Consider the following 15,432-nt stretch of genomic DNA (forward strand, 5'->3'; position numbering starts at 1 on the left):
GGAATGGTAGCACTTTTTGCCCAAAAAGAGCCTGCTTGTAATCTCACTGTGCGCGGTAGTGTGTGCGAACATGGCACGCGCGAGCCGATTTTGGGTGCGACGGTGCTAATTCAGGAATTGAACAAAGGGGTAGTCGTTTCTTCGAAGGGCGAATTTGAAATTCAGGGTCTTTGTCATGGGACTTACCACCTCGAATTTCGCTGTTTGGGCTATCATACCCATATTCAGCAAATCAGGATAGAAAAAAATACGACCGAACTGCCACAAATCTGTTTGCATGAGCATACCGAATTGCTGCAAACGGTAGAAATTAAGGGTAGTTTTTTGGGTCAGGAGATAGAAAAAAGTCCCATTTTGAGTACCGTTTTAGACCGAAAAGATTTAGACAAGTACCAAAGCATTGCCCTTGCCAATGCCTTTGAGCAGGTAGCGGGAGTCAATGCCCTCAATACGGGCGTGGGTATAGCCAAGCCCATGATTCGCGGCATGAGCCAAAATAGGGTGCGCGTCAATCAAATGGGTATCAAACAAGAAGACCAACAATGGGGAACAGACCATGGCTTGCAAGTTGATGCCTTTGCCGTAGAAAATGTAGAGATTGTGCGCGGAGCAGCCGCCTTACGTTACGGCTCTGATGCCATCGGGGGCGTTATCAACCTTCAACCTGCGCCTTTTCCTACCCAAGAAGGCATAAAAGGCGGCGTAGAAACGGGGTTTCGTTCTAATAATGATTTAGTTTCTTTGTCGGCTTGGGTAGAAAAAAGAAAGCAAGACCACTTTTTTCGCCTGCGCCTAAGCGGACAGGATTTTGCCGATTATCGCGTGCCTGCCCAAACTTTTCTATACAATCGCTATATCTTACCTATTGAAAATCAACGCCTTAAAAATACAGCAGGGAAGGAATACAACTTATTTTTTCAGTATGGCAAACTCTATCAAAAAAGTGCCTTTCGATTAAGTGTTTCTAATTTTAATCAAAATGTAGGACTTTTTACAGGTGCAACGGGTATTCCTCGCGCCTATCAGCTTGTAGATGACGGCAATGTTAGAAATGTAGATTTGCCCAATCAATACAACAATCATCTAAAAATAATTTTAAATCATACTCACAACTTTAAAAATGCGTATTTAGAAACCGACATCGGCTATCAATACAATTTGCGCGAGGAAAATTCTGCCCCCCATGCGCATGGGAATTTCATACCCAACACCACTTTGGCTTTGGGGCTGCACCTGCAAACCCTAAGCGCAAATAGCATTTGGATACAAGACCTCAACAAAAACGGCACAAACAAGGGCGAGCGTAGAATTGGCTTTAATGCACAAGCTCAAAAAAATAACATTGCAGGTTATGAATTTCTTATTCCCAACTATTTTATGACTAATGCAGGGCTTTTTTGGATAGAAGAACACCAACTAAACCCTCATTTCACCCTAACGGGCGGCTTGCGCTATGATTTTGCCTTTCAGACGGCACAAGGATATAGCGTCATTTTTTACAATGAAGATGGCAGCCTCAACTACAAAGACCGACGCAGCGAAGACTTGCAAGCCACTTATCAAAACCTTTCGGGCAGTTTGGGTTTTGCTTATCGTATAAGCCCTTATTTCCAACTTAAAACCAATATCGGAAACGTTTTCAGAACGCCTCATATCGTAGAGCTTACCTCCAATGGCGTGCATCATGGCACTTTTAGGCACGAAAAAGGCGACCCTACCCTCAAAAGTGAGCGCGGCTATCAGGCAGATATGGTTTTTCTTTTGCACGATAGAAAAGAAGAAAAATGGAATATTTCGCTTTCGCCTTTCTTCAATTATTTCACAAATTACATCTTTCTACAACCTACTGCACGATTTTCTACCCTACCCGAAGCAGGTCAGATTTATCAATACACCCAAACCGAAGCCCTACATACAGGCTTTGAAAGTCAAGCCGAATGGAGTTTATTTGACTGGTGGCATTGGAAGGGGCAGCTGGCTTATCTCTACAATCAAAACCTAAAAACCGCCTTAGCATTACCCTTTACGCCTCCTTTTCAAGCCTCTTTGGAATCAGAATGGCAGCGAAAAAAAATAGGAAATCTACTCAAAAATAGCTATTTGAGCATAGAAGCCGACTATTTTTCGGCGCAAAATAGAACCGATAGAAACGAAAAGAAAACGCCTTCTTATCTACTTTGGCATCTAAGGGCAGGCACAGAAATTTCTATCAAGAATCAAAAATTAGATGTTTTTATGCAAATACAAAATCTTACTAACGAAAAATATTTGAATCACCTAAGCCGCTACCGCCTTTTGAATCTGCCAGAAGCAGGGCGCAATGTAAGCCTGACGGTGCGATACAAATGGTAGGCAATATTTGAACACAAAAAAAGGAGGCTTATTCCTCCTTTTTTTTAGCTCGTTTTAGTTGGTTTTGATTTTTGGGGGGCGTTGTTACGACGGTCAAAAGGTCAAAAAACGGGGTTTTGTGCTTCGCACAAGCCTCCTGAACCCCCACCCTGCCCTCCCCCAATAGGGGAGGGTTCTAAAACCAAACTAATTTTTGGAATTTTTTATAACAAAGCAAAGATATTTTATGATAAAAAAGCCCCGCCCTATGGGGGCGGGGTTTGGGGTGGGGTGCATTTAAGACTTTTATCGTTGCAACAACGCCTTTTTGGGGGACTTATTTCTTACCCTTTCCTTTGCCTCTTTTTTCCTTCATTTGGTCTTTTTTTTCTGCCTTGTGTTCTTGCCATTTCTGATACTGTTCGGGCGTGAGAATGGCTTTGAGTTCGGCATCAAAGGCTTGGCGAATGGCTTTTCTTTCGGCGCGTTTTTCGCCCATTTCCTCGTCCTCGTCCTCCTCTGGTTCGGCATCAGGATTGAGTGCCTGCATTTTTTGGTGGAAGGTAGTGGCGGCGGCTTCTACTTTTTGGGTCTGCGAATCGGAAAGGGCAAGGTGTTCTTTCATCTTTTGGGCTTGCTTGGCAGCACGCTTGGCAGGGTCTTTTTTCTCGGCTTTAAGAGCCTCGTGTTTTGCCTTTTGTTCGGGCGTGAGCAGGGCTTCTACTTCGCTACGAAAGGCTTGGCGAGCGGCTTTGATTTCTTCGCGCGGCTCTTGGCTGTTTTCCTTCATTTTTTGGCGTGCCGCCTTAATTTTGGCATCACGTACTTGGGCGGCAGCCTGTACTTTTTCCATTTGGGCTTCGGAAAGTCCTAACTCTTTTTGCATTTCTTCTAATTTTTCGCCTTTATGATGCTGGTGTTTTTGTGCCTGCAAAGGGGCAGCAACAAAGGCAAAAGCGAAAGCCAAAGTAGCGAAGGCTACAAAAATATTTTTACGAATGGTTTTCATAAGGATTTGGGAAGATAAAGTGGTGATAGGAATGGTATCAGAAATGAAAAAGTGAAACGCGCTTCACGCCGCTTTTTTGTGCGGTTCTGTGGGATAGACCCTTTGGCAAGTGCAAAGTTTAATGGGGTTTGAAAAAAAAGAGAAAAAATTTGCAGCCCTTTTCAAAAAGATTGCGTCTGCATAGAAAAGCGATTTTGGTTTGCTCTTTTTATACCCTTTCCCAAATAAAAACTGTATTGACTACCTCGAAGCCGAATAAATTTTGGTAGAAAACGCGAGTAGAATTTGACCTTTTCGTTGCAAAATGTTAATTTCGAAAAAAGTTTGGGTTTTTTGGTCAGGATTCAATAAATTGAGCCTTCAAAATAGCTACCTGCTGCCCAAGCAGTCGTTTTTCACACACCCTAATTGCTTTACCATGAGGAATTTATTTACCAAGTTAGCCAAAGCAACGACTCTTTGTTTAGGCTTACTCACGCTTTCGGTAGTTGATGCTTCTGCACAGCAGAACACACATCCTAAAAATACAGATACCAAGTTAAAAGTTGAGCGCATAGAAGTAAAACCCGACGTAATTTGTTTCGAAGGCGAATATCAGGGCAAAAGCTATGTGCCTGCGCCCTTAGCTTTTCGCGAAGGCAGAACACAGACCTTGCGCATCGAGCCTGTCTATGAAGGCTTCACCCCCCAAGCGCAAGCCTCTTTCCAAAGAGCGATTGACATTTGGGCTTCTTTGCTTACCTCCGACGTACCCGTCAATGTTTATCTACAGTGGCGCAGTTTAGGGGGCGGTACTTTGGGTTCGGCTTCACCTAATGGCTTTAACATCATTTTTGAGGGGGCAGCTCCTAAGTCGGCGATTTATCCTGTCGTAATTGCAGAAAAATTATTGCGCCAAAACCTAAATGGTGGCGAACCCGATATCAACGTAAATTTCAATAGCACTACCAACTGGTACTACGGCTTAGACGGCAATCCGGGCGGCAACCAATTCGACCTCGTTTCGGTAGCCTTGCACGAACTTGGACACGGCTTCGGGTTTATCGGTGGAGCGTCCTTTCAAAACGGACGTGGGCAGATGGGCGGCACTACCAACGACGGCACTTACTACGATTTTATCTACATGACCTATGCTGTTAATGGACAAGGACAACGCCTAACCGACACCAACTTATTCCCAAATCCTTCTAACCAATTAGGAGCTGCTTTCACCAGCAACGACCTCTATGTAGATGGTCCTATTTTGATGAAGGCGAACCAAGACCGTCCTGCGCGTATTTTCGCACCCAGCACTTGGTCGGGCGGTTCAAGTATCTCACACTGGAACGAATCTACCTATCAGCCGGGTAATCCACACTCTTTGATGACCCCTCAAATTGGTCCTGGCGAGGCTATTCACGACCCCGGCTTTACGATGCAGTTCTTTGCCGACATGGGTTGGGAATGGACTTTCATCGACCACGACGAGGCGACTACTCCTGACATTGAAAATACAGGAGCTACCAATACTGTTTCGGCTATCGTGCGTAGCGACAACGAAATCAAGAGCGGTTCTGTAGTACTACACTATTCTATGGACGACTTTGCCACAGAACAGACCGTAACCCTTACGCGCGGTCAGGGAGCTATCTACAATGGCACTTTCCCTGCCATGAACCGTCAAGGCACAGTAAAATATTATTTCACTGCCGAAGACGAACACGACCGTGCCTTTACCGCACCTTTCCGTGCGCCTGAAAATACTTATAGCTACAATATCGGACCTGATACAGAAGCTCCCGCTATCTTCCACGAGCCAATTCCTTTTGTATATGATGTAAGCACTGCTGCCGAAGTTTCTGCGCGTGTAACAGATAACTTAGGCGTTGATAGAGTAACGGTAGAATTTAAGGTCAATGGACAAGACCGCACGCCTTTCGAGCTTACTCCTACTTTCGGTTCAGCCGTTTATAGAAACAATATGAACTACGGCACAGTAGCCGAAGGCGATATTATCGAGTATCGTATCGTAGCCACTGACGCTTCTTCTGCGGGTAATGTAGCCACTGCCCCTGCTACAGGTTTCTACCAAGTGCGTGTAAGAGCTATTCCACAGCCTGCTAAATGTTTCACGACAGACTTTGAAGCCAATGACGTAGTAGATAATTTCACCACTAACGTTGTTGCAGGTGCAGAAGCCTTTACTATCGTGCGTGAAAGCGGTTTTGATAGCAAAGCCCTTCACACACAGCACCCTTACGTAAGCGGCACTTCTCAAAATACAGACGAGCTAAACTACGTTTCGCAGTTGCAAGTGCCTATCGTTGTGGCAGCAAACCGCAATCAGGCTTATGTAAGATTTAGCGAAGTAGTGTTGGTAGAGCCGGGTGAGCCGGGTACAGAATTTGGCGACCAAGAGTTTTGGGACTATGTTATTGTAGAAGGCTCTACTGATAACGGTGCTACTTGGCGACCGCTTCAAGATGGTTATGATTCTGATGCCAATGCCGTTTGGCGCAATGCTTATTCTGCCGCTATCAACGGACAGGATTCAGAAGCAGTAGGTACTTCGGCACTCTACCGTCCGCGTGAGATGAACTTATTAGACCGTTTCCGTGCAGGTGATAATGTCTTGTTGCGCTTCCGTCTTTTCTCTGACCCTGCGGCTATCGGCTGGGGTTGGGCGATTGATGATTTGGAAATTCAAGATTGTAACCAAAGTGGCGGCGGCGGCGGTGACCCAACAGGCATCTCCGACTTCTTAGCCAATGCTTCCTTCAACCTTTTCCCTAACCCTGCAAAAGGCAGCTTCCAAGTAAGTGCAGAACTCTTGAAGACAGTGCCACAGGTAGAAGTAGTGGTTACAGATGTAGTGGGCAGAGTTGTCAAAAATGAAACCTTCCAAACCAACGGAACGGCTTTCAATCAGACCATTACGCTTGAAAATGCAACCGAAGGTCTTTACTTTGTAACCTTCCGCATTGAAAATGAGCAGGTTACGAAGAAATTGCTTATCAAGCAATAAGCCTCGAATCCTATTTAGGCGTTTCAGCCCCTAAACTTGTCAGTTCAAACCCTAAGAAACTTCGCGCTTCTTAGGGTTTTTGTATGGGCGGCAAAGGCGCAAGTTTTGTCTTTTTTTCTATCTTTGTAGAAAGAACGACACGGGGCGGCGCAAACGTCCTTTTTTTAGTTCTCTAATTTTTACCAAATCAGAACAAAAATGAAAAAATTATACCTACTTGCTTTTTCCTCTTTCCTTTCGGCGGCTTTGGTTTTTGCTTGTCAGAAAAATAACCAACAGAACCAAGAAAGCAGCACTACGGTAGCTACAAATGAAACGCCACAAGAAGAAACTACCACCAAAGAAACGCCAACAGAAGAAATGCCCATGACGGTTTCCAACGAGCCTTCGGGCTATATTTATGCAAGTGGCGAAGGAGCAGAAAAGCAATGGATACAAATTCAATACGAAAACAATTCCGACCAAGACCAAGCCTTAGCGATTTGGTATTGGAGCGAAAAAAACACAGAAAAACAGGCTGGCAAAATTTTATCCGAAGAAAATTTTAGAGATGAAGTCCTGCGTGATACCGAAGGCAAGATGCTCACTGTCGAATTGCCCCAAATGGCAAATCCTATTTCGTTGCGTCAATTTATGGGAAAACTAAACTTCAAAGACGCACAAGGCAAGACGGTTGAGTTTAACTATGAATCAACAGAATAAGCAAATCAAAAAATGCGCGTCTATCCTTTTTCTGTCTTTCTGACCTTTACTTTGGGCTTATTGGTTTTGGCACTAAGTCTGCCTCTGTGGGGCTTCTTTTTTGTGTCTGATATGAGGCAGGCAAAATCTGCACAAAAATTCGTAGCAGGGCGTTTTCTACTTACCGACTTTTGCCTTTCCACCGAATCAAGGCACGTGCGCCACTTTGCCATGCCCGAATGGATTGCACCCTTTCAAGACTACCCCGCTTATTTGGAGCATTTTCCCGCTTCGTCTTTTTTTATGCCGATTCCTTTACAGCCCAATGAAAAAAGCCAAAAGCAGGAAAACAAATAAAAACCTTACACAAGGCACTTTCTAAGATAGAAACAGCAATTTTCTACTCTGCCCAAAAAAATCGAGTTTTGCCTTCCTTTCCATAAGATTTGTGAAGGGCGCAAAAAATAGGCTTTGAAAAAGGCAACTTTGCGCCTACTGTTTTCTCTTTTTCTCAAAAAAACACAAAAAGGCATGGCTATTGTAATAGATTTTTCGGCGGCACGTTTTCGTCATCTCAATTGGAAATTCCGCTTGCGCTCTTTTTTAGATGGAAAAGAAACGCTAACTTTGGCACAGGCTACCTCGTACAAGGATTGTGATTTGGGAAAGTGGTTTGAAAGTGTGGGCAAGCCCAAATACGGGCATTTTGCGCAAATGCAGCAATTCGACCAAACCCATCAAACGTTACACAATTTGGTAGCCGCCATCATCAAAGCACAAGCGCGTGGCGAAAGTGAGCAAGCCGAACTACTCTACAAACAGTTGGGGCGCATTTCCGACCAAATTATGGAATTGCTTTCCGAAGTGGAAAAAATTGCAACTCAAAAAAATTGAGAAACGTAGCTTCAAACTCAAAAAATAAAACACGCACCTGCTATTTCCCCCTATTTTTTACCCCATTTCGCTATGATAGAAGTACGCAACATCAAAAAAGCCTTTAATGGGAAAGCCGTCCTGAAAGGCATCGACGCACAATTCCAAAAAGGACAGACCAATTTAATTATCGGGGGCAGTGGCACAGGGAAAAGTGTGCTGCTCAAATGTATTGTAGGTTTGATAGAGCCAGACGAAGGCGCGGTAGAATTTGATAAGCGCGATTTTTTGAACGCTCGTGTGGATACCAAACGCGACATCAGACAGGAAATTGGCATGCTTTTTCAAGGCAGTGCGCTTTTTGATTCGATGACCGTAGCCGAAAATGTGCGCTTTCCGCTCGATATGCGCTCGAAAATGAGTTTGGAAGAAAAGATGGAGCGCGTCAATTTTTGCCTCAAAAGGGTAGGCTTGGAACAGTCGGCAAACAAAATGCCTTCGGAAGTGAGCGGAGGGCAGAAAAAGCGCGTCGGTATTGCACGTGCGATAGTGATGAATCCACAATATCTTTTTTGCGACGAACCCAATTCGGGTTTAGACCCCCAAACCTCTACGGTCATCGACAATCTTATCAAAGAAATTACAGAAGAATACCAAATGACCACTATCGTCGTTACACACGACATGAACTCGGTCATGGAAATTGGCGAATACGTCATTTTCTTACATCAGGGCTACAAAGTTTGGGAAGGCACTAAAAACAATATCGTCAATTCTTCGGTTTCCGAACTAAATGAATTTCTCTTTTCCAATAACTTAATGCGCAGCTACAAAGCCTATAAAAATAGTCATGACCGCTTTTTGCCCGACTAAAAAGGGCGGCACAAGTCGAAAGCGCGGATAGGCTCAAATCGCTGGCGAATTTATTTTTTATCTCTTTTTATTCGGATATGAAACCTGACGCGCCTCCCTCCTTTTCAGACTTTACGACAAAGGCTGCGCCCCCACCGCGTTGGCTCTATGCCACAGAACTGGTCAGAGGCGCAAGTGAGCTACTTTTTTACTACTTTTCTTCGCCTTTTTTATCCTACCAAACGCGCCACCTGAAAGGGAAAAAAGCCGTTTTGGTATTGCCCGGCTTGGCAAATGGCGATTTTAGCACACGCATCTTGCGGCGTTTTTTGCGTAAGAAAGGCTATCGGACGTATGCGTGGCGTTTGGGCTTTAATTTGGGCAGGTACAAAGAGTACGAACCCCTGCTTTTGGAGCGTCTGCGCTATGTGTATGAAAAAGAAAAACAGCCCGTAACGCTTATCGGTTGGAGTTTGGGCGGAATCTATGCGCGTGTTTTGGCACATCAGCAACCGCAAATGGTAGAATCCGTTATTACCTTAGCTTCACCCTTTTTAGGAACAAAGGCACATAGCCACGCGAGCCGCATGTATGAGTTTTTAAGCCGTCAGAAACAGGGCGAAGTAGATGAAAATTTGCGCCGCTTGGCAGAAACGCCACCGCCTGTGCCGTCCATCTGTTTTTATAGTCCAATAGATGGGATTGTTTCGCCCCTACATTGCTTTCAAGCCGAAACACACAACATCGAGGTTGTGGCAAGTCATGTGGGCATGGGACATCACCCTGCTACGCTTTGGGCTTTGGCAGATAGGTTGGCACTTTTGGAAAAAGAGCCTGAAAAAGTAACAGAAAAAGCCCCAATAGAGCCGCCTTTCCCTTGGCGGTTCTTCATACAAAAGAAAGACAAATAAGATTTGCAAAGCTTATTTGCAAATGAGCCTTACGAGATAGACTTTCATCTGTACAAGAGGTTCGTATTCAACTCTTTACGGATAGTTTGAAGTCTGTTTTGTAGTTTTTTTTTAAAACTAATAAATACATCGGCGATTCAAATATATTAGGATTTTAGGCTTAGATTAAATTTTGTTCATAAACAGAGAAAATAAAGAGGGGCGCAATTTTTAAACGCCTTGTTTCGTTGTTTTCTTGCTATCTTTGCATAGTTTTTCAGTATTTGAACACTTTTTCTACCCTTCACCCCTAAAAAAAATTACCGCTAACACGCAAAACTCTACCTTCTTACCATCTACAAACGCCTTTTTATGATTCTCAACTTCAAATTTTGGCACAAAATGAGTCTTGTGTGGCTCGTCTTGTGCATCTTTCCTTTTTTTAATACTTTTGCACAAGACCCTGATTTTGACTTCAACCTCCTTTCGCCTCTCAATGTCGTAGCCTGTGACGAGGCACAAACTTTTACGATTGAAGTGGGCAATATTGTAGTCAATCCTGCCGAGGGCAATGTTTTAACCTTAGACCTACCACCGGGCATTTTGTATGAAGTAGGCTCTGTAACGACCTTAGCAACGCCCGGGGGCAATGTAAGCGAAGATGATATTTCCAATCCTGCCTCTATTGTTTTTGCGCTGCCCGACTTGAATGGGGGGGGAAAGTGTGCGCTTTACCGTTAGGCTTGCCGCCAAATGTGCCTCTTTGGGCTTTGCAGGGAATTTTCAGAATAGCATCACCGTAACCGACCAAAATGGCTATGATGAAAGTGTTTTGAGTCCTGTCTATAATGTGCTTGCGCCTTCGCTGGCGATTTCCAACATTTCGCCTACCCCGATTGCTTACGGTGCGGGTTTGCCTTTTGATAGAACCATCGAAATTACAAACAATGGCGTAGGGCGTTTGGCAAATTTTGAGCTACAACTCCAAACGCTTTGCGGCACAGTCAATAGCGTTTCAGTGGGAACTTTGGTAGGCACAACAGTTAGTTTTGCAGGCGCAAACTTTGCTGCGATTGGCAATAACGACAACTTTTTAGACCCTAACGAAACGATAAGTTTGGTTCTGACCGAAACCATTAGCACTTGTACAGGCTGTACCGATGAAAATTTTGTCGTCAGTTGGGGCTGCGACGGAGCTACTTGTCAGACCAATAGCCGCATTGCACAGGTACAACCTACTACGGAGCGTCCTCAAATCACGACGACCCTTTTGCGCGGAAATTATCCTTCTACTTGTAATGATAGCGACCTTATTACGGTGCGTTTCGAGAACACTTCTACGGGTACGATTGCAGGAACGGGTATCGCCTACGATTTAGACTTTCGTTTTGGTTGGGTTACGAATAATAACAACAACAACACCATTCCTGCTCGCCGAAACGATATAGAAATCCTCGACTTTGCCATCGGCGGCACGCCTTTCGCGCCTACGATTGCAGCAGCGGCTGATGGCTATCAATATCCTACTGCCTATGCCGCACCTGTCATGGGGCTTACAGACGAAGATGGCGATGGCTTATTTGATGACTTGCCTGTGGGCGGTGTGGTAGAATTTACCTTCCGCGTGCGCCATAATTGCGCTACCACCTGCGAGGCAGACTATGCTACCCAAAGGCTCAAATCTTTGGTTTTATATAATTCTGACCAGTGCGCCGCCACTGCGGGCAATTCGTATAGTTGCAATGTTTTGAATGATAATGGTGATGCTACCAGCGTTTTCACACTTAGAAAAGACAACCGCGCCCCTAATGCCAATGTCATTCCTGCTATCATAGAAGAGGGCGTTCCCGTTACGGTATCGCTTTCTATGGATTTTGAGTACCGCAATTTGCAGTGCCAGACCGACGACCTTTACCTGCGTATTCCGCGCATACCGGGCTATACCATCACGAATGTAGCGAGTTTTGACCCCTGCTTGACGGTCAATGTAGATTTGGACATTACTTCCGACCCTTTAAACTACATCATCAGACCCAACTTAGCACCCTTTGGCTTTACCAACGGTATCAATCCGCGCACCTTTCGCCGCTTTAATGATTTGACTTTGGTCTTCAATATAGAAATGGACTGTTCTGTTCCGGGTTTCAATCCTGCTGCTCCCATTCCTTATTTCTTTGAATATGTTTGCGACAATAATTGCGGCTGTGTGGAACAGTTGGAATGTGGCTCTATCAATTTTGCCACTAAAAACTGCTTAAACTGTAATGACGGACTGCTCACGCGCGACTTTAAAATGCGTCGTACTACTATGGGCTGGACAGACCGCACCAAAACCACTTTGGCGACCCCTAACGAATGTACCATGCGCTTGGATAGGGCAATGGCTACCGACATTGTTCGTTTTACGGCAGAAGGGGCAGTACGAAACAGCGGCTGGGACAATTCCTTTTTTGAAATTACTTACACAACGCCTTTTTCTGCCTTTGATTTCGTATCAGGTAGCGCGACATTGGAATATTTTGATGCCAGCACAGGCACGACCTACAACCTGACCCTTGCCGACCCTGTTCAGACGATTGCCGCAGGAAACCAGCGCTTGCGTTATGAATGGGGCAGCCTCATTGGTGCGGCGGGAGGCTTTCCCGCAGGTTTCACCTTTGATGCCAGCGATAGAATAGAGATTAGTGGCGATTTGAAAGTAACCATTACCAACGACCACCCCACTACCCCTACCAACCTTGCCAATTTGAGAGGACGCTTTTTTGCCCTCACTCCTGCCAACGTAGAAAGGGCATGTAATTCGGTGCGCGAAGATTTCCAAACGCATAGACCGAATATCTATCTCAATCCAGCTTCTTTTACACGCAATAATTGCGGAGTTGTAGATTTGAATATTGACCTTGTGCATGACACTAATTCAGGCGACGACTATCCAAATGAGTTTAGAAATTATACGCACCCTACTGAAATTATCATCAATATTCCACCAGAATTTGAGTTTGAATCTAATATCGGACGTTGGATAGGAGAAATACAGCCTGCACCCGGCGTAGCCACTGTTAATGAACCATATACAGGTGTGATAACGGGAAATACGATTACTTTTACAGAAAACAACTGGACTTTTTTAGATAAAACAAGCGGAAATGGCAGATGGCACCGTTTGCGTGTCCGCGTGCGTCCGCTCACCTGTAATTTGCCCACTACGCCTTTCCAAACCATTTGGCGTTTTGTGGATAGAGATTACGCCCATGATGTATCAGACAAAAACCTAAATGCACAGCGCACGCGCAACATCGACTATACGATTGATTTTCATAGCCTAAGTATCGGTTTGCCTGTAGGTGAAATAGATGAGGCTTTCAATAATTTTGAGAGCTTTGAGATGAGCATCACCACACCGCTCAATCCCAACCTTACGTCAAATAATGTTTGGTTTGCCATAGACCACCCCAATATTATCGTCGACCGCATTACCGACATTACGGGTGCGCCCTTCAATGTGCCTGTCCTAAATTACGGTGCAGGGAAGTATTGGGCGCAAGTGGGCGACCGTCCGCGCAATACGACGCGCCGCTACCGCATCGAGTACCGATACACAAGTTGCTCACCTTTTAGCGTAGAGGTCAAAACTGCTTGGAGTTGTTTTGGCTATCCTACCGACCCCGATAATCTGACCTGCACGACTAACGTAACGACGCGCAACATGCAGATTGATGTCAAGCCTGCCGCTATTTTGGCTTCTATCACACCCAGCACCACCGACCCTGTGGGGATTTGTGATGAGATAGACTACGAGGTAGAAATCTCCAACGGCGACTTGCAGTATTTACGCAATTTGCAAGGAACGCTCTTTTTCCCTACCGCAGGGCTTACCTACGTGAGCGGAACGGGCGAAATTCGCTACCCCAACTCTGCCGCTTTTGTACCCTTAGCCGACCCCGCAGGTGCAGGTACAACGCGCACTTGGGACTTCAATACGATTATCGCGCCCTTTGCAGGAACGGCAGCCTTTCCGGGTGTCAGTGATGCCAACAATAGCCTCGATTCGAGCCGCATTACGATTCGATTTAAAACGCGCCTAAATTGCGATTTTGTGAGTGGAACGGTCTCTTTCCGCGCTTCTGCACAGCGCATGTGCGGTGGCACGATTCAAACGCCGCTGCTTAATTCGCCACAGCCCTCGATTTTAGGTGCAGTTCGTCCTTACAATACGGTTATCACCTATGAAAACAACGACCTACTCATCGATAACTGCGATACGCACCGCAATCTTTCGGTCAATATTCAGAATTTGGGATTAGACCCAACAGCGGCACAAGATTTTTATGTCTTAGACCTGCCACCGGGCGTGGCTTATGGTGGAAATTATACCGCCATAGAAAACATGCCTGCCGTAGCAGACCTAACGGTGCTTCCTTTGGGAGGAGGCGCAACTCGCTTGCGCTTCCGCCTGCAAGCAGGCGTGCCAAATGGTTCGCGCATGCGTTTTAGCTTCGATTTAGATGCTACCAATGCCGCTTGTATGAGTCCGACGACCATGCCTGCCTCTACGGTAGTAGAAGAAGAACTTTTCTGCGCCTTTACAGGTACAAATTGTCCCAGCGTGCTTATCCCCACAGGCTCTACAAACGCTGCCAATATTGCCATTATCCGCCCCAATGCCGATTTGACCGTTACAGAGGTCTATCTGCAATGGCAACCCGCGCCTTTTGGATTTTACCAAGCCGAGCTAACGGGTACAATTCTAAATAATGGTACGGCAGATTTGACCGAAACCCTCACTCTTGCGATGGTTTGCGATAACAACGCAAGTCTTAGCCCTGATGCAGGCGATTTCGATTTTGGCACAATTCAGCTCAACGTAACCATTCCTGCGGGCGGAAGTTACAATTTGGTAAGTGTGCCTTTCCCCAATCTCTTTCCCAACGCTGCCTGCCCTGAAACCAATGGCGTAATCGTGAGCATCAATCAGGTACAAAACCCTGCACAACCCAACGAGTATTGTCTTTGTGAAGCGCAAGAATTTTATGCTGCCCCAAATATCGTTTTGCCTATCTCTTGGTTAGAAGTGGCAGGAAAAGAAAAGGCGAGCTATAATGAAATTGTTTGGACGGTCTTAGAGTCTGATGTTGCAAGCTATGAAGTGGAAAGACTTGTAAAAGGTAATGGAGAGGCAGCACAATGGGAAACGCTCACAACCCTTTTGAGCCAAAGCAAACAAAGCAATCAAGCAAACCATTATGCTTTCCATCATACCAAACCACAAAAAATAGAGTATTATCGCATCAAAGGTGTGGAAAATAGTGGCAAGATTTTCTACTCGAAAGTAGTGGAGGTGAGCCGAAATAGCGAATTAGAATCCGCGCTTTTCCAACTCTACCCCAACCCTACCAAAGGGGAAGTTACTTTGAGTGGTACAGAGGCTGCCGACTTCCAAATCCTCAACGTTTTGGGGAATACACTTTTGGAAGGCAAGGTAGAACCCAATGCACCTTTGCAGGTCAAGATAGAAAACCTTGCAGCAGGCACTTATTTTGTCCGCTTCAAAAATGCACAAGGCGAACAGGTACTCAAATTTGTAGTCGTACAATAAAACACAAGCGTTACAGTTTCATAGCCCTTTGCAAGCCTACTTGTTTAGGGCGCACCCAAAAAAACCGCGAGCGAACCTCGTGGTTTTTTTGTATAGAAAAATAGCAAACAATGGAGCAGGGTAGCCATCAAACAAACGCAAAAAACTAAGGGGCATTTGTGTCAAATTCTAAAAATTAGGTGCAAATGTAGGGCAT

10 protein-coding genes are annotated in these 15,432 nt (G+C 45.3%); 9 read left to right on the top strand and 1 reads right to left on the bottom strand.

What is annotated here, in order from left to right; genetic code table 11:
- Positions 1–3 precede the first annotated feature (3 nt).
- Complete coding sequence (locus G500_RS0102465) at positions 4–2,352, top strand: TonB-dependent receptor (protein WP_211220123.1); 2,349 nt, start codon at positions 4–6, stop codon at positions 2,350–2,352.
- A 316-nt stretch (positions 2,353–2,668) separates the two neighbouring features.
- Here G500_RS0102465 and G500_RS24715 read toward each other — a convergent pair whose 3' ends face one another.
- Positions 2,669–3,340, bottom strand: coding sequence for a hypothetical protein (locus tag G500_RS24715; protein WP_027001445.1), 672 nt, complete (start codon positions 3,338–3,340; stop codon positions 2,669–2,671).
- 418 nt (positions 3,341–3,758) lie between these two features.
- On the opposite strand from G500_RS24715, the gene G500_RS0102490 reads away from it, so the two are divergent.
- From G500_RS0102490 to G500_RS0102535, 8 genes are all read left to right on the top strand, one after another.
- Positions 3,759–6,344 carry a T9SS type A sorting domain-containing protein gene (locus G500_RS0102490; protein ID WP_161626062.1) on the top strand — a complete coding sequence of 862 codons (2,586 nt, stop codon included), beginning with the start codon at positions 3,759–3,761 and terminating at the stop codon, positions 6,342–6,344.
- A gap of 198 nt (positions 6,345–6,542) precedes the next feature.
- The gene (locus tag G500_RS0102500) at positions 6,543–7,046 is read left to right on the top strand and encodes a hypothetical protein (RefSeq protein ID WP_027001447.1); all 504 of its coding nucleotides are present in this window, start codon (positions 6,543–6,545) and stop codon (positions 7,044–7,046) included.
- Between the two features lie 12 nt (positions 7,047–7,058).
- The gene (locus G500_RS22035) at positions 7,059–7,382 is read left to right on the top strand and encodes a hypothetical protein (RefSeq protein WP_051203226.1); all 324 of its coding nucleotides are present in this window, start codon (positions 7,059–7,061) and stop codon (positions 7,380–7,382) included.
- Between the two features lie 174 nt (positions 7,383–7,556).
- Entirely contained in the window at positions 7,557–7,919 is a 363-nt protein-coding gene (locus G500_RS0102515) for a CZB domain-containing protein (RefSeq protein WP_027001448.1), read from the top strand.
- Positions 7,920–7,991: 72 nt separating this feature from the next.
- Positions 7,992–8,771, top strand: coding sequence for an ABC transporter ATP-binding protein (locus G500_RS0102520; protein WP_027001449.1), 780 nt, complete (start codon positions 7,992–7,994; stop codon positions 8,769–8,771).
- Between the two features lie 77 nt (positions 8,772–8,848).
- Positions 8,849–9,661, top strand: a complete 813-nt coding sequence (locus G500_RS22040) for a PGAP1-like alpha/beta domain-containing protein (protein WP_051203227.1) — start codon at positions 8,849–8,851, stop codon at positions 9,659–9,661.
- A gap of 351 nt (positions 9,662–10,012) precedes the next feature.
- Positions 10,013–10,381 (top strand): hypothetical protein, encoded by a 369-nt coding sequence (locus G500_RS0102530; RefSeq protein WP_027001450.1) that lies wholly within the window; start codon positions 10,013–10,015, stop codon positions 10,379–10,381.
- Positions 10,350–15,236, top strand: a complete 4,887-nt coding sequence (locus G500_RS0102535; RefSeq protein ID WP_027001451.1) for a T9SS type A sorting domain-containing protein — start codon at positions 10,350–10,352, stop codon at positions 15,234–15,236. Before G500_RS0102530 ends, G500_RS0102535 begins: the two co-directional genes overlap by 32 nt.
- The last annotated feature ends 196 nt before the right edge of the window (positions 15,237–15,432 follow it).

It is taken from the genome of Hugenholtzia roseola DSM 9546 (assembly GCF_000422585.1).
Lineage (GTDB): Bacteria > Bacteroidota > Bacteroidia > Cytophagales > Bernardetiaceae > Hugenholtzia > Hugenholtzia roseola.

Excerpts from the sequence above, each read along its gene's own strand:
- G500_RS0102490 (WP_161626062.1), top strand. The coding sequence starts at position 3,759 with ATGAGGAATTTATTTACCAAGTTAGCCAAAGCAACGACTCTTTGTTTA.
- G500_RS22040 (WP_051203227.1), top strand. The coding sequence starts at position 8,849 with ATGAAACCTGACGCGCCTCCCTCCTTTTCAGACTTTACGACAAAGGCT.
- G500_RS0102465 (WP_211220123.1), top strand. The coding sequence starts at position 4 with ATGGTAGCACTTTTTGCCCAAAAAGAGCCTGCTTGTAATCTCACTGTG.
- G500_RS22035 (WP_051203226.1), top strand. The coding sequence starts at position 7,059 with ATGCGCGTCTATCCTTTTTCTGTCTTTCTGACCTTTACTTTGGGCTTA.
- G500_RS0102515 (WP_027001448.1), top strand. The coding sequence starts at position 7,557 with ATGGCTATTGTAATAGATTTTTCGGCGGCACGTTTTCGTCATCTCAAT.
- G500_RS0102500 (WP_027001447.1), top strand. The coding sequence starts at position 6,543 with ATGAAAAAATTATACCTACTTGCTTTTTCCTCTTTCCTTTCGGCGGCT.
- G500_RS0102520 (WP_027001449.1), top strand. The coding sequence starts at position 7,992 with ATGATAGAAGTACGCAACATCAAAAAAGCCTTTAATGGGAAAGCCGTC.
- G500_RS0102530 (WP_027001450.1), top strand. The coding sequence starts at position 10,013 with ATGATTCTCAACTTCAAATTTTGGCACAAAATGAGTCTTGTGTGGCTC.
- G500_RS24715 (WP_027001445.1), bottom strand. The coding sequence starts at position 3,340 with ATGAAAACCATTCGTAAAAATATTTTTGTAGCCTTCGCTACTTTGGCT.
- G500_RS0102535 (WP_027001451.1), top strand. The coding sequence starts at position 10,350 with ATGGGGGGGGAAAGTGTGCGCTTTACCGTTAGGCTTGCCGCCAAATGT.